The organism is Amycolatopsis sp. SB7-3, assembly GCF_041021335.1.
In the GTDB taxonomy this organism is placed as follows: Bacteria; Actinomycetota; Actinomycetes; order Mycobacteriales; family Pseudonocardiaceae; genus Amycolatopsis; species Amycolatopsis japonica.
Genome location: NZ_JBFPJQ010000004.1, coordinates 262,294 through 282,644 on the forward strand (window position 1 = coordinate 262,294; position 20,351 = coordinate 282,644).

The 20,351-nt window shown below is 69.3% G+C and carries 25 protein-coding genes and 1 pseudogene; 9 read left to right on the forward strand and 17 right to left on the reverse strand.

The window, feature by feature from the left end; translation table 11 throughout:
• Positions 1-38: 38 nt before the first annotated feature.
• The 10 genes from AB8M46_RS28750 to AB8M46_RS28795 form a co-directional block, all read right to left on the reverse strand.
• Complete coding sequence (locus AB8M46_RS28750; RefSeq protein ID WP_394362261.1) at positions 39-965, reverse strand: GNAT family N-acetyltransferase; 927 nt, start codon at positions 963-965, stop codon at positions 39-41.
• The gene (gene aroQ, locus AB8M46_RS28755; protein WP_394362262.1) at positions 962-1,393 is read right to left on the reverse strand and encodes a type II 3-dehydroquinate dehydratase; all 432 of its coding nucleotides are present in this window, start codon (positions 1,391-1,393) and stop codon (positions 962-964) included. Before aroQ ends, AB8M46_RS28750 begins: the two co-directional genes overlap by 4 nt.
• A complete protein-coding gene (aroB, locus tag AB8M46_RS28760) occupies positions 1,390-2,499 on the reverse strand; it encodes a 3-dehydroquinate synthase (RefSeq protein WP_037343933.1) in 1,110 nt (369 codons plus the stop codon). The genes aroQ and aroB overlap by 4 nt, the downstream gene beginning before the upstream one ends.
• An 8-nt stretch (positions 2,500-2,507) precedes the next feature.
• A complete protein-coding gene (locus tag AB8M46_RS28765; RefSeq protein WP_394362263.1) occupies positions 2,508-2,915 on the reverse strand; it encodes a hypothetical protein in 408 nt (135 codons plus the stop codon).
• Entirely contained in the window at positions 2,912-3,436 is a 525-nt protein-coding gene (locus AB8M46_RS28770; protein WP_394362264.1) for a shikimate kinase, read from the reverse strand. The genes AB8M46_RS28765 and AB8M46_RS28770 overlap by 4 nt, the downstream gene beginning before the upstream one ends.
• Positions 3,433-4,620 carry a chorismate synthase gene (gene aroC / locus AB8M46_RS28775; RefSeq protein WP_037343929.1) on the reverse strand — a complete coding sequence of 396 codons (1,188 nt, stop codon included), beginning with the start codon at positions 4,618-4,620 and terminating at the stop codon, positions 3,433-3,435. The genes AB8M46_RS28770 and aroC overlap by 4 nt, the downstream gene beginning before the upstream one ends.
• A 47-nt stretch (positions 4,621-4,667) precedes the next feature.
• Positions 4,668-5,279 (reverse strand): prepilin peptidase, encoded by a 612-nt coding sequence (locus AB8M46_RS28780; RefSeq protein ID WP_394362265.1) that lies wholly within the window; start codon positions 5,277-5,279, stop codon positions 4,668-4,670.
• Between the two features lie 253 nt (positions 5,280-5,532).
• The gene (locus AB8M46_RS28785; RefSeq protein WP_394362266.1) at positions 5,533-6,162 is read right to left on the reverse strand and encodes an anti-sigma factor family protein; all 630 of its coding nucleotides are present in this window, start codon (positions 6,160-6,162) and stop codon (positions 5,533-5,535) included.
• Entirely contained in the window at positions 6,159-6,671 is a 513-nt protein-coding gene (locus AB8M46_RS28790) for a sigma-70 family RNA polymerase sigma factor (RefSeq protein ID WP_073846967.1), read from the reverse strand. The genes AB8M46_RS28785 and AB8M46_RS28790 overlap by 4 nt, the downstream gene beginning before the upstream one ends.
• Positions 6,668-7,036, reverse strand: coding sequence for a hypothetical protein (locus AB8M46_RS28795; protein WP_394362267.1), 369 nt, complete (start codon positions 7,034-7,036; stop codon positions 6,668-6,670). The genes AB8M46_RS28790 and AB8M46_RS28795 overlap by 4 nt, the downstream gene beginning before the upstream one ends.
• Before the next feature lie 132 nt (positions 7,037-7,168).
• Here AB8M46_RS28795 and AB8M46_RS28800 point away from each other — a divergent pair, with 132 nt between their 5' ends.
• Positions 7,169-7,609 carry a ubiquinol-cytochrome c reductase iron-sulfur subunit gene (locus AB8M46_RS28800; RefSeq protein WP_125736398.1) on the forward strand — a complete coding sequence of 147 codons (441 nt, stop codon included), beginning with the start codon at positions 7,169-7,171 and terminating at the stop codon, positions 7,607-7,609.
• Between the two features lie 62 nt (positions 7,610-7,671).
• Here AB8M46_RS28800 and AB8M46_RS28805 read toward each other — a convergent pair whose 3' ends face one another.
• Both AB8M46_RS28805 and AB8M46_RS28810 read right to left on the reverse strand, forming a co-directional pair.
• The gene (locus tag AB8M46_RS28805) at positions 7,672-8,127 is read right to left on the reverse strand and encodes a PTS glucose transporter subunit IIA (RefSeq protein WP_016333082.1); all 456 of its coding nucleotides are present in this window, start codon (positions 8,125-8,127) and stop codon (positions 7,672-7,674) included.
• Positions 8,124-8,369, reverse strand: a pseudogene (locus AB8M46_RS28810) (glucose PTS transporter subunit EIIB); the annotation flags it as partial. The pseudogene AB8M46_RS28810 and the gene AB8M46_RS28805, both read right to left, overlap by 4 nt.
• A gap of 225 nt (positions 8,370-8,594) precedes the next feature.
• Between AB8M46_RS28810 and AB8M46_RS28815 the strand changes: the two are divergent.
• The 4 genes from AB8M46_RS28815 to AB8M46_RS28830 are packed head-to-tail and all read left to right on the forward strand — an operon-like array spanning position 8,595 to position 11,827.
• Positions 8,595-9,383, forward strand: a complete 789-nt coding sequence (locus AB8M46_RS28815; RefSeq protein WP_037344522.1) for a GntR family transcriptional regulator — start codon at positions 8,595-8,597, stop codon at positions 9,381-9,383.
• Positions 9,380-10,636, forward strand: coding sequence for a PTS transporter subunit EIIC (locus AB8M46_RS28820; protein ID WP_037343920.1), 1,257 nt, complete (start codon positions 9,380-9,382; stop codon positions 10,634-10,636). The genes AB8M46_RS28815 and AB8M46_RS28820 overlap by 4 nt, the downstream gene beginning before the upstream one ends.
• A 40-nt stretch (positions 10,637-10,676) precedes the next feature.
• On the forward strand, positions 10,677-10,943 hold the full coding sequence (locus tag AB8M46_RS28825; RefSeq protein WP_007031200.1) for an HPr family phosphocarrier protein: 267 nt from the start codon (positions 10,677-10,679) through the stop codon (positions 10,941-10,943).
• Between the two features lie 59 nt (positions 10,944-11,002).
• A complete protein-coding gene (locus tag AB8M46_RS28830; protein ID WP_394362268.1) occupies positions 11,003-11,827 on the forward strand; it encodes a serine hydrolase domain-containing protein in 825 nt (274 codons plus the stop codon).
• Here AB8M46_RS28830 and AB8M46_RS28835 read toward each other — a convergent pair.
• A complete protein-coding gene (locus AB8M46_RS28835; RefSeq protein WP_394362269.1) occupies positions 11,817-12,758 on the reverse strand; it encodes a D-2-hydroxyacid dehydrogenase family protein in 942 nt (313 codons plus the stop codon). The two genes, AB8M46_RS28830 and AB8M46_RS28835, sit on opposite strands and share 11 nt — an antisense overlap.
• Positions 12,759-12,806: 48 nt before the next feature.
• Between AB8M46_RS28835 and AB8M46_RS28840 the strand changes: the two genes are divergently transcribed.
• Positions 12,807-13,142, forward strand: a complete 336-nt coding sequence (locus AB8M46_RS28840) for an NIPSNAP family protein (RefSeq protein WP_037343915.1) — start codon at positions 12,807-12,809, stop codon at positions 13,140-13,142.
• A gap of 12 nt (positions 13,143-13,154) precedes the next feature.
• Positions 13,155-13,784 (forward strand): maleylpyruvate isomerase family mycothiol-dependent enzyme, encoded by a 630-nt coding sequence (locus AB8M46_RS28845; RefSeq protein ID WP_394362270.1) that lies wholly within the window; start codon positions 13,155-13,157, stop codon positions 13,782-13,784.
• Positions 13,785-13,787: 3 nt separating this feature from the next.
• Here the strand turns inward: AB8M46_RS28845 and AB8M46_RS28850 are convergent, their stop codons facing one another.
• Complete coding sequence (locus tag AB8M46_RS28850) at positions 13,788-14,987, reverse strand: endonuclease/exonuclease/phosphatase family protein (RefSeq protein ID WP_037343910.1); 1,200 nt, start codon at positions 14,985-14,987, stop codon at positions 13,788-13,790.
• A gap of 140 nt (positions 14,988-15,127) precedes the next feature.
• Between AB8M46_RS28850 and AB8M46_RS28855 the strand changes: the two genes are divergently transcribed.
• A complete protein-coding gene (locus tag AB8M46_RS28855; RefSeq protein ID WP_394362271.1) occupies positions 15,128-15,550 on the forward strand; it encodes a hypothetical protein in 423 nt (140 codons plus the stop codon).
• A gap of 17 nt (positions 15,551-15,567) precedes the next feature.
• Positions 15,568-16,236, forward strand: coding sequence for a TetR/AcrR family transcriptional regulator (locus AB8M46_RS28860; protein WP_037344521.1), 669 nt, complete (start codon positions 15,568-15,570; stop codon positions 16,234-16,236).
• Positions 16,237-16,301: 65 nt separating this feature from the next.
• Here AB8M46_RS28860 and AB8M46_RS28865 read toward each other — a convergent pair whose 3' ends face one another.
• The 3 genes from AB8M46_RS28865 to mltG all read right to left on the reverse strand — a co-directional run bounded on the left by AB8M46_RS28865 (position 16,302) and on the right by mltG (position 20,239).
• Positions 16,302-17,555, reverse strand: a complete 1,254-nt coding sequence (locus AB8M46_RS28865; protein WP_394362272.1) for a GrpB family protein — start codon at positions 17,553-17,555, stop codon at positions 16,302-16,304.
• Positions 17,556-17,949: 394 nt separating this feature from the next.
• The gene (locus AB8M46_RS28870; protein ID WP_394362430.1) at positions 17,950-18,780 is read right to left on the reverse strand and encodes a shikimate dehydrogenase; all 831 of its coding nucleotides are present in this window, start codon (positions 18,778-18,780) and stop codon (positions 17,950-17,952) included.
• Positions 18,781-18,793: 13 nt separating this feature from the next.
• On the reverse strand, positions 18,794-20,239 hold the full coding sequence (gene mltG / locus AB8M46_RS28875) for an endolytic transglycosylase MltG (RefSeq protein WP_037343901.1): 1,446 nt from the start codon (positions 20,237-20,239) through the stop codon (positions 18,794-18,796).
• Between the last annotated feature and the right edge of the window lie 112 nt (positions 20,240-20,351).

A 20,351-nucleotide genomic window follows, 5' to 3' on the forward strand; every position in this document is an offset into this window, starting at 1 on the left:
CCTCGAAAAAGGCGCATGATGGCCGAGTGTAGCGAGGCTTAACCCGGCCGGGTGACGTCAGTACCCGGGAGGGCGACCAATTCCACTTCGAAGCCGTCGGCGTTTTCGAGGTAGGCGGCGTAGTGATGGTCACCGCCCGCATTCGGATAGCGGTCCGCGAACATCGGCGACCAGCCGTGTTCGACGGCTTTCGAAGCCAGCTCGTCCACCCGCTCGCGTGACTCGACGTGCAGGGCGAGATGGTTCAGGCCCGGCGCGGTGCGGTCGTGTTCTTCCCCGCTGAGCGCCGGAGAACGCTCGACGACGAGGTAGGTCGCGCCGTGCTTCCAGCTGACCCCGGCGGGCCAGCGCTGGAACTCCCGCCAGCCGAGTTCGCCCAGCAGCCAGCCCCAGCTCTCCTCCGCGCGGCCGAGATCGGGCACCCACAGCTCGATATGGTGCGCGCGGCCGTGGTCCGAAGGCAGCGCGACGAAGACGCGATGCGGCCCGCTGCCGTAGTGGTCACCGCCGCCGACATCGAGGAAACCCAAGCGCCGCACCAGATTCTGACTGGCCACATTGGACTCGCCGACCAGCGCCCACACCGACGACAGGCCGAGCCCGACGAGTCCGTGCTCCAGGAGCGCCTTGGCGGCCTCGGTCGCCAGACCTTGCCCGCCGTGCGCCCGCGCCAGGTAGTACCCCAGCTCCGGGACGTCGCCGGGAAGCTCTTGCGACGGCCGCAGGTGCGCGAGGCCGATCACCTCGCCGTCGCGTTCGATCACCCAGTGCCCCATGCCCGCCGGGCCGTCGTAGGACAGCCTGCGGCCGACCATTTCACGGACGTGGTCCGGTTCGGTGAGCGGCACCGCGAAATGCGCGCTCATCGCCGGGTCGGCGAAAAGCCCGACGATCGCGCCGGTGTCGGCTTCGGTCAGCGCGCGCAGCCGCAGCCTCGTGGTCCTGAGCTCGGGAGGGTTGTTCACGCCGCGTTCGCGGCCATCCAGCGCAGGGCCAGGGGGTATCCATCGACCCCGAGCCCGGCGATCACGGCGGTGGCGATATCCGACAGCACGCTGTGGTGCCGGAACTGCTCGCGTTTGTGCACGTTGGAGATGTGCAGTTCGATCAGCGGCGCCTTGAGCTGGGCGGCGGCGTCGCGGACGGCGATCGAGTAGTGCGTCCACGCGGCGGCGTTGAGCACCACCGGCCAGCCCGCGTCGGCGGCTTCGTGCAGCCAGCCGACCATCTCCCCCTCTTGGTCGGTCTGCCGGACCTCGACGTCGATCCCCAGCTCCTTGCCGGTTTCGACGCAGGTGGCGGCCAGATCCGCGTGCGTCGCCGAACCATAGATGCCGGGTTCGCGCAGCCCGAGCCTGCCGAGGTTGGGGCCGTTGAGGACGAGCACCTTCACAGCAGCACGCTCCCGCCGGGTTTGGGCGCGTCGCCCGCCACCACCGAGTACGCCGCGGCGAGCAGGGACGGATCCGGGCCTTCCAGCCTGCCGGGCTTCGCGAGCCCGTCGAGGACGACGAAGCGCAGCACACCCGAGCGGGTCTTCTTGTCGCCCTTCATCGTCTCCAGCAGCTGCGGGAGCGCGTCGGGGTCGTAAGTGGTCGGCAGGCCCAGCAACTTGAGCACCTTGGCGTGCCGCTCGGCGGTGGCGTCGTCGAGACGGCCGGCCAGCCGCGCGAGCTCGGCGGCGAACACCAGGCCGACACTGACCGCCGCGCCGTGACGCCACCGGTACCGCTCACGGCGTTCGATGGCGTGGGCGAGCGTGTGACCGTAGTTGAGGATCTCGCGCAGATCCGATTCGCGCAGATCCGCGGCGACGACGTCGGCCTTGACCTGGATCGAGCGGCGGACCAGCTCGCCGAGCACCTCGCCGGTGGTGTCCAGCGCCGCGGCGGGGTCCTGCTCGACGAGTTCGACGATCCGCGGGTCGGCGATGAACCCGGCCTTGACCACCTCGGCCATTCCGGCGACGAGTTCGTTGGGAGGCAACGTTTCCAGCGTCGCGAGGTCGACGAGGACCGCGCTCGGCTCGTGGAAGACGCCGACCAGGTTCTTGCCCGCCTCGGTGTTGATACCGGTCTTCCCGCCGAGGGCGGCGTCGACCATGCCCAGCAGCGTGGTGGGCACGTTGACCAGCCGGACGCCGCGCATCCAGGTGGCGGCGACGAATCCGGCCAGGTCGGTCACGGCGCCGCCGCCGAGCCCGACGACCACGCCCTGGCGGTCGAGACCGATGCGGCCGAGGACCTCCCAGCAGAAGCTGGCGACGGTGAGCGCCTTGCCGTCCTCGGCGTCGGGGATCTCGACCCGGTGCGCGTCGATCCCGGCCTCGGCCAGTTCGTCGCGGATGGCCTCGGCGGTGGTCGTCAGCGTCGGCGGGTGGATCAGCGCGACCTTGGAGGCGTCGGTGAGCTGCTCGGTGAGCTCGCCGAGCAGGCCGCGGCCGATGACGACGTCGTAGGGCTTGGCGGTGTTGACGGTGATGCGGACCGGCTCGGTCATCGTTCCCCTCACTTCGGCGGAAGCCGCTTGGCCCTCGCGACCTCGCAGGTGATCTTGCCCTTGACCGGGGTGTCCCCCGGGATCTCTTCGGTCACCTTCTGGCCTGGTGTCATCCGGTTCTTCACGAACAGCGCCTCGCCGGCGGCCTTGCCCTCGGCGTCCTTGATCGCGATGGTGACGGCGTACCGCGCGTCCTCACCGGTGCTGTTGGTGACCTCGATGGTGATCTTCGGGGTGTAGCTGTTGCTATCGCATTTGGTGACCTTGACGTCGGCCGCGACATCCGCCTCCGGCGCGGGGCTGCTGGCCACGCCGGTCTGGACGACGTCCGCGCCGGGAGGCTGCTTCTCCTCGCCGCACGCGGTCAGGCCCAAGGCCACGACGCCGAGCAGGACGCCGGCGATGGTGCGTTTCATGCTCGTTCCTTGCTGATCTCGGTCAGCCCGATGAGGGCGGCCTCGACGACCTCGTCGGCGGTCAGCTGGTCGGTCTCGATCTCGAACGTGGCCACCTCGCGGTACACCGGCAGGCGCGCGTCGAGGAGCGCCTTGTAGGTGGCGCGGGGGTTCACCCCGGCCAGCAGCGGGCGCGCGGTCGAGAGCCCGGCGCGCTGGACACCCGCGGCCATCCCGACGTTCAGGAAGATCACGGTGTGCCCGGCCAGCCGTTCGCGGGTGCCCGGCGTGATCGGCGCGCCCCCGCCCAGGGAGAGGACGCCTTCGTGTTCGGCCAGCGCCTTCGCGACCATCTCCTCCTCCAGCGCGCGGAAGGCGGGCTCGCCCTCCTCGGCGAAGATGTCGGTAATGGGCTTGCCCACGCTCGCGACGATGTCGTCGTCGCTGTCGCGGAAGGCGAGACCGAGCCGGGCGGCGAGCGCCGGGCCGACCGTGCTCTTGCCCGAGCCCGGCGGTCCGATGATCACCGCGCGAGGGGTCACCAGCGCTCCTCGAGCGCCTTCAGGTACGCCTCGACGTTGCGCTTGCCCTCGATCAGCGAGTCGCCGCCGAACTTCTCCAGCGCGGCGTCCGCGAGCACGAGCGCGACCACCGACTCCAGCACGACCCCGGCGCGGGGTACCGCGCAGACGTCGGAACGCTGGTGGATGGCCACCGCGGGTTCGCCGGTGGTGACATCCACAGTGGACAGTGCTTTGGGGACGGTCGAGATCGGCTTCATGGCGACCCGCACGCGCAGCGGCTCGCCGTTGGTGATGCCGCCTTCGAGCCCACCCGCGCGGTTGGACCGGCGGGTCACCCCGACCGGTCCGGTGCCGCGGTCGATCTCGTCGTGTGCCTGGCTGCCCCAGCGCTTGGCCGTGGTGAAGCCGTCGCCGACCTCCACGCCCTTCATCGCCTGAACTCCCATGAGCGCGCCGGCGAGGCGGGCGTCGAGCCTGCGGTCCCAGTGGACGTGCGAGCCGAGGCCCGGCGGCAGACCGTAGGCGATCACCTCGATCACGCCGCCGACGGTGTCACCCGCCTTCCGCACGGCGTCGACCTCGGCGACCATCGCGTCGGTCCCCTCCTGGCCGAAGGCGCGGACCGGGCTCTCGTCGATGGCCGGGAGGTCCGACGGCACCGGGAGCGGCCCCTCGGGCGCCGAGGCGCCGCCGATGGACACGACGTGGCTGAGGATCTCGACCCCGAGCAGCTGCTTGAGGTACGCGCGGGCCACCGTGCCGAGCGCCGTGCGGGACGCCGTCTCGCGGGCGCTCGCACGCTCCAGCACCGGACGGGCCTCGGGGAAACCGTACTTCTGCATGCCGGGCAGATCGGCGTGGCCGGGCCGGGGACGCGTCAGCGGCTCGTTGCGCGCGAGGCCTTCCAGCTCCTCGGCGGGCACGGGATCGGCCGACATGACCTTCTCCCACTTGGGCCACTCGGCGTTCTCGATCTGGACCGCGACGGGGCCACCCTGGGTGAGCCCGTGCCGGACACCGCCGGTGAACTCGATGTGGTCGGTCTCGAAGCCCATCCGGGGGCTGCGGCCGAAGCCGAGCCTCCGGCGCGCGAGCTGCTCGCCCACTTCGGCGGTGGTGACCTCGACCCCGGCGGGCATCCCTTCCAGGATGGCGGCGAGGGCGGGTCCGTGCGATTCCCCTGCGGTTATCCAGCGCAACACCTGACAGATCCTGTCACAACCTCCTCTCTGTCCCAGTACAGGCCGGGCTATCCAGGACCCGGTCCGGCGAAGACGGCGAGCGCCCACGCCGCGACCAGGAGACCGGGCCCGTGCGGCACCGTGGGATGCCGTGGCCCGCCCACCGCGAGCGCCACGCTCAGTAACACGGCAGCGACCGCGCCGAGCACGATCGACGGCCAGCCCGTCGCGGCGAGGACCGCGCCGAGACTCCCGGCGAGCTTCACGTCCCCCGCGCCGAGCGAGCGCGGCGACACCGCGTGCACGAGCGCGTGCGCCCCGCCGAAGACCAGCGCGCCCAGCACCGCCCGCCACGCGATGGCGGCCCCTCCCCCGTACGCGGCGATCGCCAGCGCGACGGCCAGTGCCGGGTACGCGGGCAGGGTGAGGATGTCGGGCAGGCGACGGTACTTGAGGTCGGCGAGCGCGAGCGGGACCGCGAAGACGGTCAGCACGGCCGGGACCGCGAGCCACCACGAGGGCCAGGCTCCCGACTGGTACCTGAGGCAGACCGCGACGAGCGCCACCGCGGTGAGGGCGGCGGCCCACGCCGTGATCGGCGCTCCGGCCCGGCGCAAGCAGGAGCGCGTGGCGAGCGCCGATCCGGCGCCCGCCACCGCGAAGGCGATCGGCGTGAACACGAGATCAAGAGTGCGTCCGGTGGCGGACGGGCGGCAAGATTTTCTTTTCGTGACAGGGACTCTCACGCACTTTCGGCAGGTGGGGCGAGGGTGCGGAAGTCGTGAACGGACCGTTCACGCAGGGGCGCGCGGCGAGATGGCTGCCGGGTTGGTCGTGAGTGGCGTTTCGGGTTAGAACCCGAAACGCCACTCACGACCAACTGGACCCAATCCACCCCGCGCCTGGCCCCGAAGACCTGTCATGACACCGGGATCAGGGGTTCATCCGCAGCAGCGGGAGACCCGACGGCGTGCGGATCTCGAGCGCCTTGATGTCCCCGGTCCGCATCGCGGTGCCGACCACGATATGCGCGGTGTCCTGGGGCATCGCGCGCCAGGACGCGAGTTCGCTGGTGCCGCCGTCGGCGCCGACGGCGACCAGGATGTAGTCCCCGGTGCGGTTGCCGCCGTAGCTGCACGTCATGTCGACCTTCGTGCCGGTGTCCGTGGCGGACATGGCGACTTCGGCGGTCACCGGGTAGTCGCCGAGCGGGGTCATCGGGTCGCCCGCCGCCGCCATCGGCCCGGTCAGGACGACGACGAGCGCGACGCCGGCGGCCACGGCCAACCCCGCCGCGGTGGTGGTGATCGCCCGTTGGATCCGCCTTCCCCGGCGGACCCGTTTGAGCACGGTCGGCAGGAGATCCGGCGAGGGCGCCGGTTCGTCCTCCAGCAGGGCCGGAGCGCCCGCCTGGGCGAGCAGTCCGGGGATCCCGGCCAGGTCGCGCACGGACGCCGCGCACCGGTCACAGACGCGAAGGTGTTTCTCGTAGGCGGACCGGTCTTCCGGGGACAACGCACCGAGCACGTAGGCCGCGTCGTAGGTGGCGAAGGGGTCGGTCATTGAGTCACCCCTCTTTCCTCCAATATCAGCCGCAGCGCCCGCAACGCGTAATGCGTCCGCGACTTGATCGTCCCTTCGGCCACACCCAGCCGCTTCGCAGCGTCGGCGACGGAGTAACCCTGGAAATAGCACAGGACCAGGACGTCCCGATGCCTCGGCGAGAGCTCACCGAGCGCTTCGGCGACCAGCCAGCCCTGGACCGCCCGTTCCGTGCCGTCCGTGACCGCCGTTTCGGGCGGTTGACCGGTCACCACCTCCGGATGCGCCTCGGCGGCCCGCCAGTCGTCGATGGCGATCCGTCTCGCCACGGTGAACAGCCAGCCCCGCGCCGAGCCCTCGGTCTGGTCGAGCACCTTGGCGTTGCGCCAGGCCCGCAGCAGGGTCTCCTGGACGACGTCCTCCGCGCGGACCCGGTCGCCGCTGGTGAGGTGCAGCGCGTAGGACCAGAGTGCCGCCGCGTGCTCGTCGTGCAGAGCCCGCATCAGCCGGTCCTCCGCGAATTCCTTCACCGATCCGTGCTTTCGCGGTTGAGGAGCAGCGGGAGGGCGAAGACCACGCAAGCCACTTCGGTGATCAGGCCCCAGAGCTCGGCCTGGGTGGTGAAGCGTTCCGAGACTCCGAAGAACCCTGTGGTCAGCGAGAGCACGTACGCGCCCAGCGTGGCCAGGCCGAAGCCGATCGCCGCGAGCGCGGGAAGCCAGTGGTGCCAGACCAGGACGGCGATCGCGATGACCGCACCCGCCACGACGTTCACCAGGAAGAGCGGGCCGACCACGTCCGTTTCCGAGGCCCAGTCCTGCCATACGACGTAATGCACCCATGCCGAGCCGAGGAGGCCCGCCGCCACCACCGCCCGCAACAGCCACCGGATCATGTCCGTATCTCTTTCCCGCGTGTTCGGTTCCCCTATGCCCTTGAACACGGAAAAGAGGGCCTCGCGGTTCAATCCGGCACCTGATGGCCGGCGAAATTGAACCGGATGGGTGCCCGGACCGTGTGTATGGGCATGACTGCCGAACTCCACTCCCGCCGCAAGGTCCTGACCACCGGCGCCGCCGTCGCCGGTGCCGCCGCCGGGGCCGTGGCCCTCACGGCCTGCGGAAGCGACAGCAAACCGTCCGGTTCGACCGCCGCGCCGCCCGCCGCGGCGCCGGGCGAGACCCTGACCGCGCTCTCCGACCTCCAGGTCGGCCAGGCGAAGGCCGCCAAGACGGCCGACGGCAAAGACGTCATCGTCACCAGGACCGCCGAAGGCACGGCGGCCGCGTTCAGCGCGATCTGCACCCATCAGGGGTGCGCGGTCGTCCCCGAGGGCGCGGAGCTGAAATGTCCCTGCCACAACTCGATCTTCGACGCCGCGACCGGCGCGGTCAAAAAGGGACCGGCGGACCAGCCGCTGCCCTCGATCGCGGTCAAGGTCACCAACGGCCAAGTCGTCACGGCCTAGAAATACGAAAAGGGTCCCTTTAGGACGTTCTAACCGTCCTAAAGGGACCCTTTCGCAAGCTTTCAGCTGTCCCAGGTGAAAATCGGGTCGCCCGCCTCGACGTCGCCACCGGTGAGCAGTCCGGAAAGGACCTCCGCCTTCGCGTCGAGCGCCACCACGGGCACGATCGGCGAGTAGCCCGCGGCCTTCACCGCGTCGGGGTCCCAGCCGACGACCGGCTGCCCGGCACGGACGGCCTCACCCTTGACGACGTGGAGGGTGAATCCCTCGCCCTTCTGCTTCACCGTGTCGATCCCCAGGTGGACCAGCACGCCGCGACCGTCCTCGGTGGCCACCACGAACGCGTGCGGGTGCAGCGTGACGACCGTCCCGTCCACCGGGGCGACCGCGTCCTGGCGCCCGCCCGAGGGCAGGACCGCGATGCCGGGGCCGACCATGGCCTGCGCGAAGACCGGGTCGGGCACTTCGGTCATAGCGGTCGTCTTGCCGCTCACCGGGCTGAGGATCTCGAGACTCACAGCAGATCCTCGATCTCACTGGCGATGTTGTCGGCCTCGGGGCCCACGATGACCTGGACACCGGCGCCCATGCGCACGACGCCCATCGCGCCGGCGGCCTTCAGCGCCGCCTCGTCGAGCAGGCTTATGTCTTCGAGCTCACAACGGAGCCTGGTGATGCACCCCTCGACCTCGATGACGTTCTCGGCACCGCCGAGGCCCGCGAGGATCTTTTCCGCCCTGTCATCCGCCATCGCGGTCTCCCTGTTCCCTGTCGGTTTCCCACATGCGAACCAGCTGTACTACGCCGTTCGCCGACTCGCACCCGATCCCTGGCCACGAACGCGTAACGGTGGTTGACACCCGCTCGTGCGACGGAGCATCCTGCCCCATCGGATCATTGGTCTAGACCGGAACGTACCAATCTTCCGGACCAGATGCGAGTACGGGTTACCCGAACAGACCGGCCCGAAAGGACGGTGACCGTCATGAGCGCTTCGGCGCAGCTGCCGCCGTCCGACCGTGTGATCAACGGACCGACGCCCAAGCACGCCCAGCTGCGGGAGATTCTGCGCCGCACGGTGGAGCGTGAGCTACCCCCCGGCTCGCCGATCCCCTCGGAACGTGACCTCGCCGAGACCTATCAGGTGTCGAGGCTCACGGTCCGTTCGGCGATCGGCAAGCTGGTCGAAGAAGGGCTCTTGTCGCGGGTGCGCGGCAAGGGGACGTTCACCGCCGCGAGGCGGATGGAACTGCAGCTCTACCTGATGTCCTTCACCGAGGACATGCGCCGTCGCGGGATGACGCCGACCACGGAGGTCGTCAAGACCGCCACCGAGGTCCCGCCCGCCCCCTCGGCGCACGCCCTCGGCCTGGCCGCCGGGACCCCGGCGCACCACCTGGTCCGGCTCCGCCGTGCCGACGGGGTGCCGCTGGCGGTCGAACGCGGCTGGTATCACGCGGGCCGGATGCCCGGTCTGCTCGACCTCGATCTCACCCGATCGTTGTACGTCCAACTCGCCCAGTCGTACGACCTGCGCCCGGATCACGCGTGGCAGACGGTCTGGGCCGAATCCGCGGACCGCGAAACGGCACGCCTGCTCGGCATGCGCGCCGGCAGTCCGCTTCTTGTCTTCCGCCGGGTCTCCAGCGTCAACGGGGAACCGATCGAAGACATGACTTCCTGGTACCGGGGCGATCACTACCAGGTCACCATGCAGCTGGACCGGAACACCCCGGATTCCGGTCACCATCCTCACTACGGAGGTACCCGATGAGCTCCACCACCGCGGAGGGGGCGAAGGGCAAAGGCAAGGGACTGGCCGGGCTTCAGCGCTTCGGCCGTAGCCTCATGCTCCCCATCGCCGCCCTGCCCGCCGCCGCGCTCCTCAACAGGTTCGGCCAACCCGACCTGCTCGGCAAGGACGGCCTCGGCTGGGACAAGGTCGCCGAAGTGCTCGGCGCGGCGGGCAACTCGCTGTTCAGCTGGCTGCCGCTCCTGTTCGCGGTGGGTATCGCCGTCGGCTTCGCCCGGAAGAGCGACGGCGCGACCGGGCTGGCCGCCGTGGTCGGCTTCTTCGTGTTCACCAGCGTCCTCCAGGTCTTCGCGCCGTTCTCCGAGCTGCCCGGCTGGAACCCCGAGAAGCCCGCGGGCCTGATGCTCAACCCGATGAAGTGGCCCTACAGCGTGCTGGCCGGTGTGATCGTCGGCCTGGTCACCGCCCTGCTGTGGCAGAAGTTCTACCGCATCAAGCTGCCGCCGTACCTGGCCTTCTTCGGCGGCCGCCGGTTCGTGCCGATCATCACCGCGGTGACCCTGATGGTCCTCGCGGTGCCGCTGGGCCTGGTCTTCCACTGGGTCAACGACGGCATCCAGGCCGCGGGTGAAGCGGTCACCGGCGCCCCGGTGGTCGGTGGCGGTATCTACGGTGTGCTCAACCGCCTGCTGATCCCGGTCGGTCTGCACCAGCTGCTGAACGTGCCGGTGTGGTTCATCTTCGACGGCGGTGACCTCACGAAGTTCTTCGAGGGCGACCCGACCCGCGGTACCTTCATGACCGGGTTCTTCCCGATCTTCATGTTCGCCATCCCCGCCGCGGCGCTGGCGATCTGGCAGAGCGCCAAGCCCAGCCAGAAGAAGATCGTCGGCGGTGTGATGATCGCCGGTGCGCTGACCTCGTTCCTGACCGGTATCACCGAGCCGATCGAGTTCTCGTTCATGTTCGTCGCGTGGCCGCTGTACCTGATCCACGCGGTCCTGACCGGTACGTCGCTGGCACTGGTGAACGCGCTCGACATCCACCTCGGCTTCGGTTTCTCGGCCGGTGCGATCGACTTCGCGCTCAACAGCGGTCTCCCGGCGGCGAGCGGCAACGTCTGGCTGCTCATCCCGATCGGTCTCGCCTACGCGGTCGTCTACTACGTGATCTTCCGGTTCGTGATCAAGAAGTGGAACCTGCGGACCCCCGGCCGCGAGGACGACGCCATCGAGGCGGATCTCGAAGCCACCGCGGCGAAGCCCGTCAAGTAGTTTCAGCTCAGCAGAACCAAAGGCACGAAAGGGAAAGAACATGCCGGAGAAACGCGTCACCGTGGCCAGCAAGGTGGGCCTGCACGCCAGGCCCGCGGCGACGGTCGCCAAGGCGGCCGCGGCGCAGCCCGTCGCGGTGCACATCGCCAAGGCGGGCGGTGACCCGGTCGCGGCCGGCAGCGTGCTGAACCTGATGACGCTCGCCGCCGGTTACGGCGACGAGGTCATCATCAGTGCCGAGGGTGAGGGGGCCGAGGCGGCCGTCGACGCCATCGCCGAGCTGGTGGCGACCGACCTCGACGCCTGACCCCACTCTCTGCGAAGCCCGGGCCGCCCCGACCGGCCCGGGCTTCGTAGGGTGTTGGCATGGAAAGCGTGCGCAGGATCGAACAGTGGCCGGTGGACAACGCCGCCACGTCCGTGGTGACCGCCGCCGGTGACGTGCTGGGCACGCACGGCGACCCGACGAAGGTGTACCGGCTGGCGTCGGTGACCAAACCGCTCACGGCCTACGCCGCGCTGATCGCCATCGAAGAGGGCGTCGTCGAGCTCGACACTCCCGCCGGGCCGGAGGGCTCCACGATCCGGCATCTGCTCGCGCACACCTCGGGCCTGGCCTTCAACGAGCACAAGGCGATGGCCGCGCCCGGCAACCGGCGCCTGTACTCCAACGCCGGCTTCGAACAGCTCGCCGACGCGCTCACCGAGCATTCCGGCATCCCCTTCGCCGACTATCAGGCGGAGGCGCTCTTCCAGCCGCTGGGCATGAAGGCGACCAAACTGACCGGCTCCCCCGCTTCGGGCGCGGAGTCCACTGTGGACGACCTGGTCGCGTTCGCCGCCGAACTGCAGGCCCCTAAGCTCATCGCCGCCGAAACGGTGCGCGAGGCGACTTCCGTGGTCTTCCCCGGACTTTCCGGTGTCCTGCCCGGTTTCGGCCACCAGAAGCCGAACGACTGGGGCCTCGGCTTCGAGATCCGCGACCACAAGAGTCCACATTGGACCGGTTCGTCGAGCTCGCCGCGGACCTTCGGCCACTTCGGGCAGTCCGGCACCTTCCTCTGGGTCGACCCCGACGCCGGTGCCGCCTGCGTCGCGCTCACCGACCGCGCCTTCGGCCCGTGGGCGGCCGAGGTCTGGCCGCCCTACACCGACGCCGTACTGGCGGAGCTGCGCGGCTCTACTCCATGACACGGATCGGCGAACCCGCCTGGAAGGCCGCGATGTCCTCGACCGCGTCGCGGTAGAAGATCTCGTAGGCCTCCCGGGTGACGTAGCCGATGTGCGGGGTGAGCACGACGTTGTCCAGCGTCCGCAGCGGATGCTCCGACGGCAACGGCTCCACGTCGTAGACGTCCAGTGCGGCGACCGCGATCTCCTTGCGGCGCAAGGCGTCCACCAGTGCGGCCTCGTCCACGATCGGTCCGCGCGAGGTGTTGACCAGCATCGCCGTCGGCTTCATCGCGGCGAGTTCGGCCGCGCCGACCAGCCCGCGGCTGCGGCCGCTGAGCACCAGATGGACCGACAGGACGTCCGCGCGGGCGAACAGTTCGTCCTTCGACACCGCGGTCACCCCGTGCGGGTCGGCCTTCTCCTGGGTGAGGTTCTGGCTCCACGCGATGGTCTCCATGCCGAACGCCTGGCCGATCTTGGCCGCGCCGGCGCCGAGCCTGCCGAGCCCGAGCAGCCCGAGCGTCTTGCCGGACAGGATCGTGCCGACCGTGGTCTGCCAGCCGCCCTCACGCATGTTCCGCGACTCCACCGGCACGTTCCGCGCGGCGGCGAGGATCAGCGCCCAGGTGTGCTCCGCCGCGGGGGCCGCGATGTACCCGGTGGACGAGACGACCACGCCGTTGCGCCGGGCGGCGGCCACGTCGATCGCGGCGTTGCGGTGGCCGGTGCTCACCAGCAGCCTGAGCGCGGGCAGCCGGTCGAGGACTTCGGCGGGGAAGCGGGTGCGTTCGCGCATCGCCACCACGACCTCGAAGTCACGCAGACGGCCCACCACGTCGGCGGGATCCGCGAACGGCTTCGTGAACACCTCGATCTCGGCACCGAGGGAGTCCCAGTCCCCGAAACCGAGCGCCACTTCCTGGTAGTCGTCGAGAATCGCGATCTTCATGCTCCCCAGGCTAGAGTCGGCGCCGAAACCATGCCTGGGGAGGCCACCATGATCCTGGAAGTCCGCACCTACCGGCTGCAGCCCGGGACGAGCGAGGAATTCCTCCGCGTGATGCGCGAAGAGTCCGTGCCCCTGCTGGAGCGCGCGGGGCTGCGGGTCGTCGACTTCGGACGGTCGCTGGTCGCCGAGGACGGACACGAAGAGGCCTACCTGATCCGCGCATTCGGCTCTCTCGAAGAACACGAACGGCAGGAACGCGAGTTCTATGGCAGTGAGGCCTGGCTGACGGGCCCGCGCGAGGCGATCGTCTCGCGGATCGAGAGCTACCACACGATCGTCATGGAGACCTCCGAAGAGGCGGTCAAGGCGCTCGGACAACGGTGACCGGAGGAACGAATGCACGAGGGCGGGATCCTGGCCTGGACCGAAGCGGAGCGGCTGAGCTTCGCTGATCTGCTGGAGGGGCTCGACGACGAGGACTGGTCCGCGAAGACGTTGTGTCCGGAGTGGACGGTCCACGCGATGGCGGGCCACCTGGCGCAGACGACGAGGAACCGGCTCAAGGACACCCTCGCCGGCATCGTGAAGGCCAAGGGGAACTGGGACCGGATGAACACCGGCCAGGCCATCGCCTACGCCGCCCGGTTCTCCCCCGCCGAACTCGTCGCCCAGATCCGCGAGGACGCCGGATCGGCCCGCCGCTCGCCCGGCGCCAAACCGATCGACCCGCTCGCCGACGTGCTCATCCACGGCCAGGACGTCGCCCGCCCGCTCGGTATCGCGCGGCCGATGCCGGAGAAGCCCGCCATCGCGGCGCTGGAGCACCTGCTCGTCAGCCCGTTCTGGGGCGCGAAGAAACGCTGCAAGGGTCTCCGGCTGATCGCCACGGACGCCGACTGGACCGGCGGAACGGGCCCCGAGGAAGTCCGGGGCCCGCTCGTCGACCTGCTCCTGGCCGTGAGTGGCCGGAACACCGGGCTGGCCACCTTGACCGGCCCGGGCGCGGCGCTGCTCGGCGCCCGCTGAGCCCTACCGGCGCGGGACGAACACGTCGACGCGCACCAGGTGGTGGTCCGAGGCGTCGTTGAGCCGGGCCAGCGGTGACTCGGGCAGCGGCCAGAAGACCTCGGCACGCCAAGGGAACAGGCCCTTCGACGGCAGGACGTAGTCGATCCGCAGGTTCCCCGGCGCCTTGTCGTTGAAGTCGCCGGTGTCGAAGTACGGGTCGCCCTTCTGGCCGATGTTGGCGCCCGCCTGGTCCTGAGCCGCCCGTACGCCGCCTTCGCTCCCCGGCCGGGTCTCGATGACGCGCGGCGCGTTCAGCAGGCGTGAGATGGCGCCTGGGACGCTGTCGCCGTCGAGCGGGTCGGAGTTGTGGTCGCCGGCGATGACGAACTTCTCGTGCGCGCCCAGCCCGCCGCGACGGCCGCGGTCGTCGTGGATGTAGCGGCCCTTGCCCGGGGTCACGTAGTCCGCCCAGAAGCGGATCTCGTCGTTGTTGCGGGTGCCGTTGCGGTCTTCGGGACCGTCGAAGGTGGGCGGCGTCGGATGCGCGGCCAGGAAGTGCACGGTCGAACGGCCGACCCGGATCGGAACGTCCCAATGGGACTTCGACGACAGGCGCAGCACGTCGAGCGCCTGCGGCGAGTACCAGTCGTTCGGCGCGGGGGTGGCCGGGTCGTCGGGCAGCAGCGCGCCCGGCATGTCCTTCCAGAGGAACTTCTGGAACGTCCGCACGCTGTGAGTGTCGATCGGGTACTTCGACAGCACGAGCATGCCGTACTGGCCCTCGAAGAGACCGAAGCCGTGCGCGTCGTTGCCGCCGCCGACCTTGCCGTCGCGGTCGAGGTCGAAGCCGGTCGCGACGCCGGTGTTCGAGGGCGCGGTGAAGGCGTACGGGTAGTCGATCGGGGCGGCGCCGTTCTGGCCGCGCATCAGGTAGTTCTCGCGGAACAGGTCCGCGGCGCGGTTGCCGGGCACGTAGTCGAATTCGTTGATCAGCAGCACGTCGGGCCGGTTGCGCTGGATCACCTCGGCGACCTCGTTCGCCTGCGCGTTGCCCGGCTGCGACAGGTCGGTCACGAGCTGACCGGCGGCCCCGCGGTTGAGCGAAGCGTTGTACGTCGCGAAGCGGACGTTCTGCCCGGCGGCGGCTTGCGCCGGTGTGGCGGCCAGCAGCGTCCCGGCGAGCAAGGCGCCCGAGGTGAGCACGGCGGCGATGCGTTTCACGTTCCTTACCTCCCAGAGTTCGAGGCGACCTTACGCATCCGTCGTGACCGGTGGGGTGAGGTTCAGGTGAACAGCATCTCTTGAACGCGTTCAAAATCTGGGCTACGGTTCTTCTTGAACACGTTCAAAAGGAGGTCCCCATGCAACCCGTAGTCATGGCCTACGCGCTCTACCTGGTCATCACCGTGCCGTTGACCGTGCTGGTCGCGCGCACGCTGAGCAGGCACGGCAAGACGTTCCTGGAAGACGTCTTCCAGGACAAACAAGCGTTGGCGCATTCGGTGAACCAGCTGCTCGTCGTCGGGTTCTACCTGGTCAGCCTGGGTTTCGTGACCCTGTTCCTGACCAGCGACGACACCGTCCTCGACGCGCGCGACGTCTTCGAGATGCTGTCGGTCAAGGTCGGCACCGTGGCGCTCGTGCTCGGCGTGATGCACGTCGGGAACGTGCTGGTGTTCAACGGGATCCGGCGCAAGCACCTCAACCACGCGACCGAACGGCCCGCGCCGGTGCCGCCGCCCTACCCCGGCTACCCGGCGCCCGCTCCGCACCCCGCGCCCTGACCGGATAACGTGCAGTGGTGGCGAAGAGTGAGGAAACCAGGTCACTGATCGTGGCGACCGCGTTGCGGCTGTTCGCGGAGAACGGCTACGACCGCACGACCATGCGGGCCATCGCCGCCGAAGCGGGCGTGTCGGTCGGGAACGCCTACTACTACTTCGCCTCGAAAGACCAGCTGATCCAGGGTTTCTACGACGAGATCGCGAAGGCGCACCTGACGGCCGCGCGCCAGGCGATCGAAGGTGAGCGGGACTTCAGCGCCCGGCTCAAGACCGTCCTGCTCACCTGGCTCGACGTCGCCGAGCCGTACCACCGCTTCGGCACCCAGTTCTTCGTCAACGCCGCCGACCCGGACTCGCCGCTGAGCCCGTTCAGCGAGGAGTCTTCGCCGGCGCGGGACGCCTCCGTCGGCCTGATGCGCGACGTCATCGCCGACTCCGACGTCAAACTCGACCCGGATCTGCGCGACGATCTGCCCGATCTGCTGTGGCTGTACCAGATGGGGGTCGTGCTGTTCTGGGTCCACGACCGGTCCGCCGGGCAGAAACGCAGCCGGATCCTGGTGGAACGGACGGTGCCGCTGATCGCGCGGCTGGTGGGGCTTTCGCGGTTGCGGGTGCTGCGCCCGGTCAGCCGGGAGATCGTTTCGCTGATCCGGGACCTGTCGAAGCGGGACGACGTCGCCTGACACGCATTTAGTCCTCTGAATGCGATAGGGGAAAACCGCATCCAGAGGACTAAACGCGGCGTGGGTCAGGACTCCCGGATGGTCCGGAAGTACAGGAACCGTGGTTCGGTCCGCAGTTTCGCGTACCACCGCGGATCCGATTCGGCGATCGCCTCGTCCGGCATCGGCTCGACCAGCCTGTCGACGGCGAACCCGGCGTCCCGCACCGCGCCGAACGTCCAGCTCAACGGCCGCCGGTAGAAACGGACCGGCTGCCCCGGCGGGAACTCGTCCTCCAGGAGTTCGAGCTGGAAGTAGTTCCGCTTTTCGAACCACCGCCAGTCCTCGCCCGGATGATGCACCGAGAACACCAGGAGCCCGCCCGGTTTGAGCACCCGCCGGAACTCCGCCAGCGCCGGCGCCCACTCCTTCAGGTAGTGCAGCACCAGCGACGCCGTGATGACGTCGATCGAAGCGTCCTCCACGAAAGGCATCGGCCGCGACACGTCCGCCGTCTCGAATTTCGCGACGTGCCCGAACTTCTCCCTGGCGACGGCGACCATGCCCGAGCTGGCGTCGACACCGAGGACGTCCGCGCCCTTCTCCGCGAGCAGGGCGCTCAGGTGTCCCGCCGCGCTGCCGACGTCCAGCACCCGTTTGCCCGCCACGTCCCCGGCCAGCTCCACGATGGCGGGACGGTCGTAGTGGGCGTTGGTGCTGCTGGTCTCGGCGTGCGCCGCGTAGAGCCGCGCGAACCCGTCGTACTGGGCCGCGCGCGCCCGCTCGATGATCTCGTCGACCACGTCGTTCTTGGCGTCGGCGTAGTGCTGGATGTACTTCCAGGTGCGCGACGCCAGTTCGCGCTTCTTGGCCTCGTAGAGCTTCCGCTCGTCCTCGTGCGCGATGAGACGGTCCCGGAAGAGACGGTAGCGCTCGGTCTGGCCGTTGTCCGGCGAGTAGACGTGCAGGTTGATGTTCGTGTCCGGACCTTTGAAGCAGCGGTGCTTCTCCCAGTCCGGCTCGCGGATGACGAGTTTGTAGCCCTCGGCCTCCAGCTGCGGCACGTAGGTTTCCTCGTCGTCCGAATCCGCGACGATCAGCATGATGTCGATGATCGGTTTCGCACACAGTCCCGGCACCGACGTGGAGCCGACATGCTCCAGGACCAGTGCGCGTTCCCCCAGGATCCCCCTGATGCGCTTGGCTTCCCGGTCGAACAGCTCAGGCCACTCCGGGTCGTACTCGGCCAGGGTGACGGTGGAATTCATGACCGGAGCCTCGTCGACCCAGGAGTTGTTGATGTCTTCTTCGGTGTAGTGGTCTCGATCGGGTTTAGGCATCGACCCCTTGTTCCTTCCTCAAGGCAGTCGACCAGATTATCGAACTCAGGCGATCTTGTCAGGCGCTTTCACGAAGAAGGTTCCGCTCACCGGTCCGTGAAGGCCTCCCCCTGAAGGTCAATGCAAGAAACTTGAGCGATGTCGCTTGGATGTCCACAGAGGACGGTCGCTCGGTGGAATTGTCCGATTGGCGACCTTTTGACGCTGTACCCCAGCCGCACGACGGGCCGACGCCTCACCCGCTACCTGCGCAAACGTGACCCGCTCGGGTGGAGCGTTGTCGATGAAGGATTTGGGACGTTCACTGTCCCAAATCCTTCATCAACGAATCCAAGTCCCTCAAGGAGGCCTTCACCACCCGCCGAGCCGTGCGACCTGGCCTCCCGTGGTCCGCTCAGCCGATCGGCAGGGAAAGGATCCCGCCGGTCGCCTCACGCAGCGCGTCCCGCATCTCCGCCCGCGGCGCGGGCTGCCCGGTGAAGTACTCGGACTGCCCGAAAGCCTGATGCAGCAACATGTCCAGCCCGGTTGCGAGCCGCCCGCCCCGCTCGGCGACGGCTTCGGCGAGCGCGGTGGGCCAGGGGTGGTAGATGACGTCGAGGACGCATCCGATCCCGGACAGCTCCGCGAGATGCGGCCGCACGGCGTCCGGGGGCACGGTGTTCACCAGCACCGCCGAATCGGCCGCGAGCTTCCCGAAGTCGGCTTCGGCCCAGCGCAGGACCTCGACGTCGAGCCCGGCCCGCTGGGCCGCCTCGACCGTTTCCGCCGCCCGTGCCGGATCCCGCACGACGAGCCGGACCGTCCGCACGCCGAGCGAGGCCAGCCCGACGACGGCCGCAGCGGCCGTCCCGCCCGCACCGAGGACGACGGCGGCGTCGTCCGGGCCGGGCGTGTACTCCCCCGCGATCCGCAGCGCCTCGGTGACGCCGTCGACGTCGGTGCAGTCCGCCAGCCAGCCGGATTCCCGGCGCACCAGCGTGTTCGCCGCGCCGACCGCCGCCGCGCGCGGCGTGACCTCGTCGGCGTAGTCCAGCGCGGCCCGCTTCCCGGGCATCGTCACCGAGAGCCCGGTCCACTCCGGACCGAGGCCGTCGACGAACGCGGGCAGCCCGGGACCGTCCATCTCGACCCGCTCGTAGGTCCAGCCGTCCAGACCCAGCGCGCGGAACGCGGCACCGTGCAGGACGGGCGAGAGCGAGTGTTCGACCGGTTTCCCGAGGATCGCGGCCTTGCGGTCAGATGACACCGCGCCTCACCGCGTCGTCCCGGTTCTTCCGGTGGTCCTCGAAGGTCACCGCGAAGCAGGAAAGCCCGTTCTTCTCGCATTTGACGAAGAACAGCCACTCCCCCGCCGTCGGCTTCAGCGCGGCCTGGATCGCCTCCGCGCTCGGGACCGCGATCGGTGTCGGGGTCAGGCCGACCGACTTGTAGGTGTTGTAGGCGCCCGCTTTTTCCCGTTCTTCGGGTTTGGTGAGCAGGGTCGGCCGGTCGAGGACGTAGTTGATCGTCGAGTCCATCTCGAGCCGCATCTTCTCGTCGATCCGGTTGTAGATGACCCGCGAGATCTTCCCGAAGTCGGCCTTCACCGCCTCGCGTTCGATGATCGACGCGATGACGAGCGTCTCGTACGGCGTTTTGCCCTCGCCCTTCGACTGCTCGCTCAGCCCGGCGTTGAGGATGCGCTCCGCCGACGTCTTCACGGCGTAGGTGAGCAGTTCTTCGGCCGTCCAACCGGGCTTGATGTTGTAGATACCCGGGGCGATCAGCCCTTCGAGGCGCCGGTCCTTGTGCTCGGCGTTCGTCGCGGGCTCGATGGCCCACGCCGGGACGCCCAGTTTCGCCAGATCCGCGGTCTCGATCGTCTTGCGCAGTTCCTCGACCGGCACACAGGTGCTCGTGCCGTTCAGGTCGGCGCAGGAAGCCTTGGACAGCAACGTGTACACCCCGGGCGTCACCTTGCCGTCGGGCTGGGTGATGTCGTGGAACTGGGTGTACGGCCGGATTTCGACCTGGCCGACCTTCGACGCGGGCGCGATCATCTTCTCGACCGCGCTGGCCCCGGACATCTTCGTCTTCATGACGTAGTAGCCCTGCTGGAGCCGCGAGACGGCGGTGTTGTCCTCGCCCGCCTTCACGAACGCCTTGCCGCTGGCGACCACCCCGGCCGCCTGCAGCCGGTTGCCGATCGCCGACGTCGAGTCGCCCTTCTCCACCTGGACGAGGACGTCGCTCTCGCCGGTGCCCTCGTAGTCGTCGTAGCCGAAGATCTCGGTGAAGCCGTAGTAGGCGCCGCCGGCGAGCAGGACGAGCACCGTCAGCGCGGCGATCCAGCCCAGCGCGCGCTTCTTCTTGCGCTTCTTGGGTGGCGGCCCCTGACGTTCCGGGCGCTCGTCCTCGATGCGTTCCGGTTCGGCCCGGTCCTCGTCGTCGTAGTCCTCGTAATCCTCGTAGTCGTCGTACTCGTCATAGTCGTCGTACGCGTCGTCGCCGAAGATCTCGTTGTATTCCTCTTCGCTGCCCTGAGGCGGCGAAGAAGGAGCCGCGCCGGGGCGCCGGGCCAGCGGCGCCTCCTGGATCGCGGGGAGGACGTCGGTCGGCCGCTCGTCCGGGAGCGGGCCGTCGTCCTCGCGGCGCCTGCGGCGGCCGGGACGGGGGGTCTCGTCCTGGGCGTAGGCGGGCATGCCGATACCCCGGTCACCCGGCTGGGGGGACCGCCGCTGGGGCGCGGGGGGCGGCGGAGGGACCGCCTGTTCCGGGGCCCGCCTGGCCGGGGCCGGACGCGGTGCCCGGGGC

Excerpts from the sequence above, each read along its gene's own strand:
- aroB (WP_037343933.1), bottom strand. The coding sequence starts at position 2,499 with ATGACCGAGCCGGTCCGCATCACCGTCAACACCGCCAAGCCCTACGAC.
- AB8M46_RS28765 (WP_394362263.1), bottom strand. The coding sequence starts at position 2,915 with ATGAAACGCACCATCGCCGGCGTCCTGCTCGGCGTCGTGGCCTTGGGC.
- AB8M46_RS28785 (WP_394362266.1), bottom strand. The coding sequence starts at position 6,162 with ATGACCGACCCCTTCGCCACCTACGACGCGGCCTACGTGCTCGGTGCG.
- AB8M46_RS28795 (WP_394362267.1), bottom strand. The coding sequence starts at position 7,036 with ATGATCCGGTGGCTGTTGCGGGCGGTGGTGGCGGCGGGCCTCCTCGGC.
- AB8M46_RS28800 (WP_125736398.1), top strand. The coding sequence starts at position 7,169 with ATGACTGCCGAACTCCACTCCCGCCGCAAGGTCCTGACCACCGGCGCC.
- AB8M46_RS28815 (WP_037344522.1), top strand. The coding sequence starts at position 8,595 with ATGAGCGCTTCGGCGCAGCTGCCGCCGTCCGACCGTGTGATCAACGGA.
- AB8M46_RS28820 (WP_037343920.1), top strand. The coding sequence starts at position 9,380 with ATGAGCTCCACCACCGCGGAGGGGGCGAAGGGCAAAGGCAAGGGACTG.
- AB8M46_RS28825 (WP_007031200.1), top strand. The coding sequence starts at position 10,677 with ATGCCGGAGAAACGCGTCACCGTGGCCAGCAAGGTGGGCCTGCACGCC.
- AB8M46_RS28830 (WP_394362268.1), top strand. The coding sequence starts at position 11,003 with ATGGAAAGCGTGCGCAGGATCGAACAGTGGCCGGTGGACAACGCCGCC.
- AB8M46_RS28835 (WP_394362269.1), bottom strand. The coding sequence starts at position 12,758 with ATGAAGATCGCGATTCTCGACGACTACCAGGAAGTGGCGCTCGGTTTC.
- AB8M46_RS28840 (WP_037343915.1), top strand. The coding sequence starts at position 12,807 with ATGATCCTGGAAGTCCGCACCTACCGGCTGCAGCCCGGGACGAGCGAG.
- AB8M46_RS28845 (WP_394362270.1), top strand. The coding sequence starts at position 13,155 with ATGCACGAGGGCGGGATCCTGGCCTGGACCGAAGCGGAGCGGCTGAGC.
- AB8M46_RS28855 (WP_394362271.1), top strand. The coding sequence starts at position 15,128 with ATGCAACCCGTAGTCATGGCCTACGCGCTCTACCTGGTCATCACCGTG.
- AB8M46_RS28865 (WP_394362272.1), bottom strand. The coding sequence starts at position 17,555 with ATGCCTAAACCCGATCGAGACCACTACACCGAAGAAGACATCAACAAC.
- mltG (WP_037343901.1), bottom strand. The coding sequence starts at position 20,239 with ATGCCCGCCTACGCCCAGGACGAGACCCCCCGTCCCGGCCGCCGCAGG.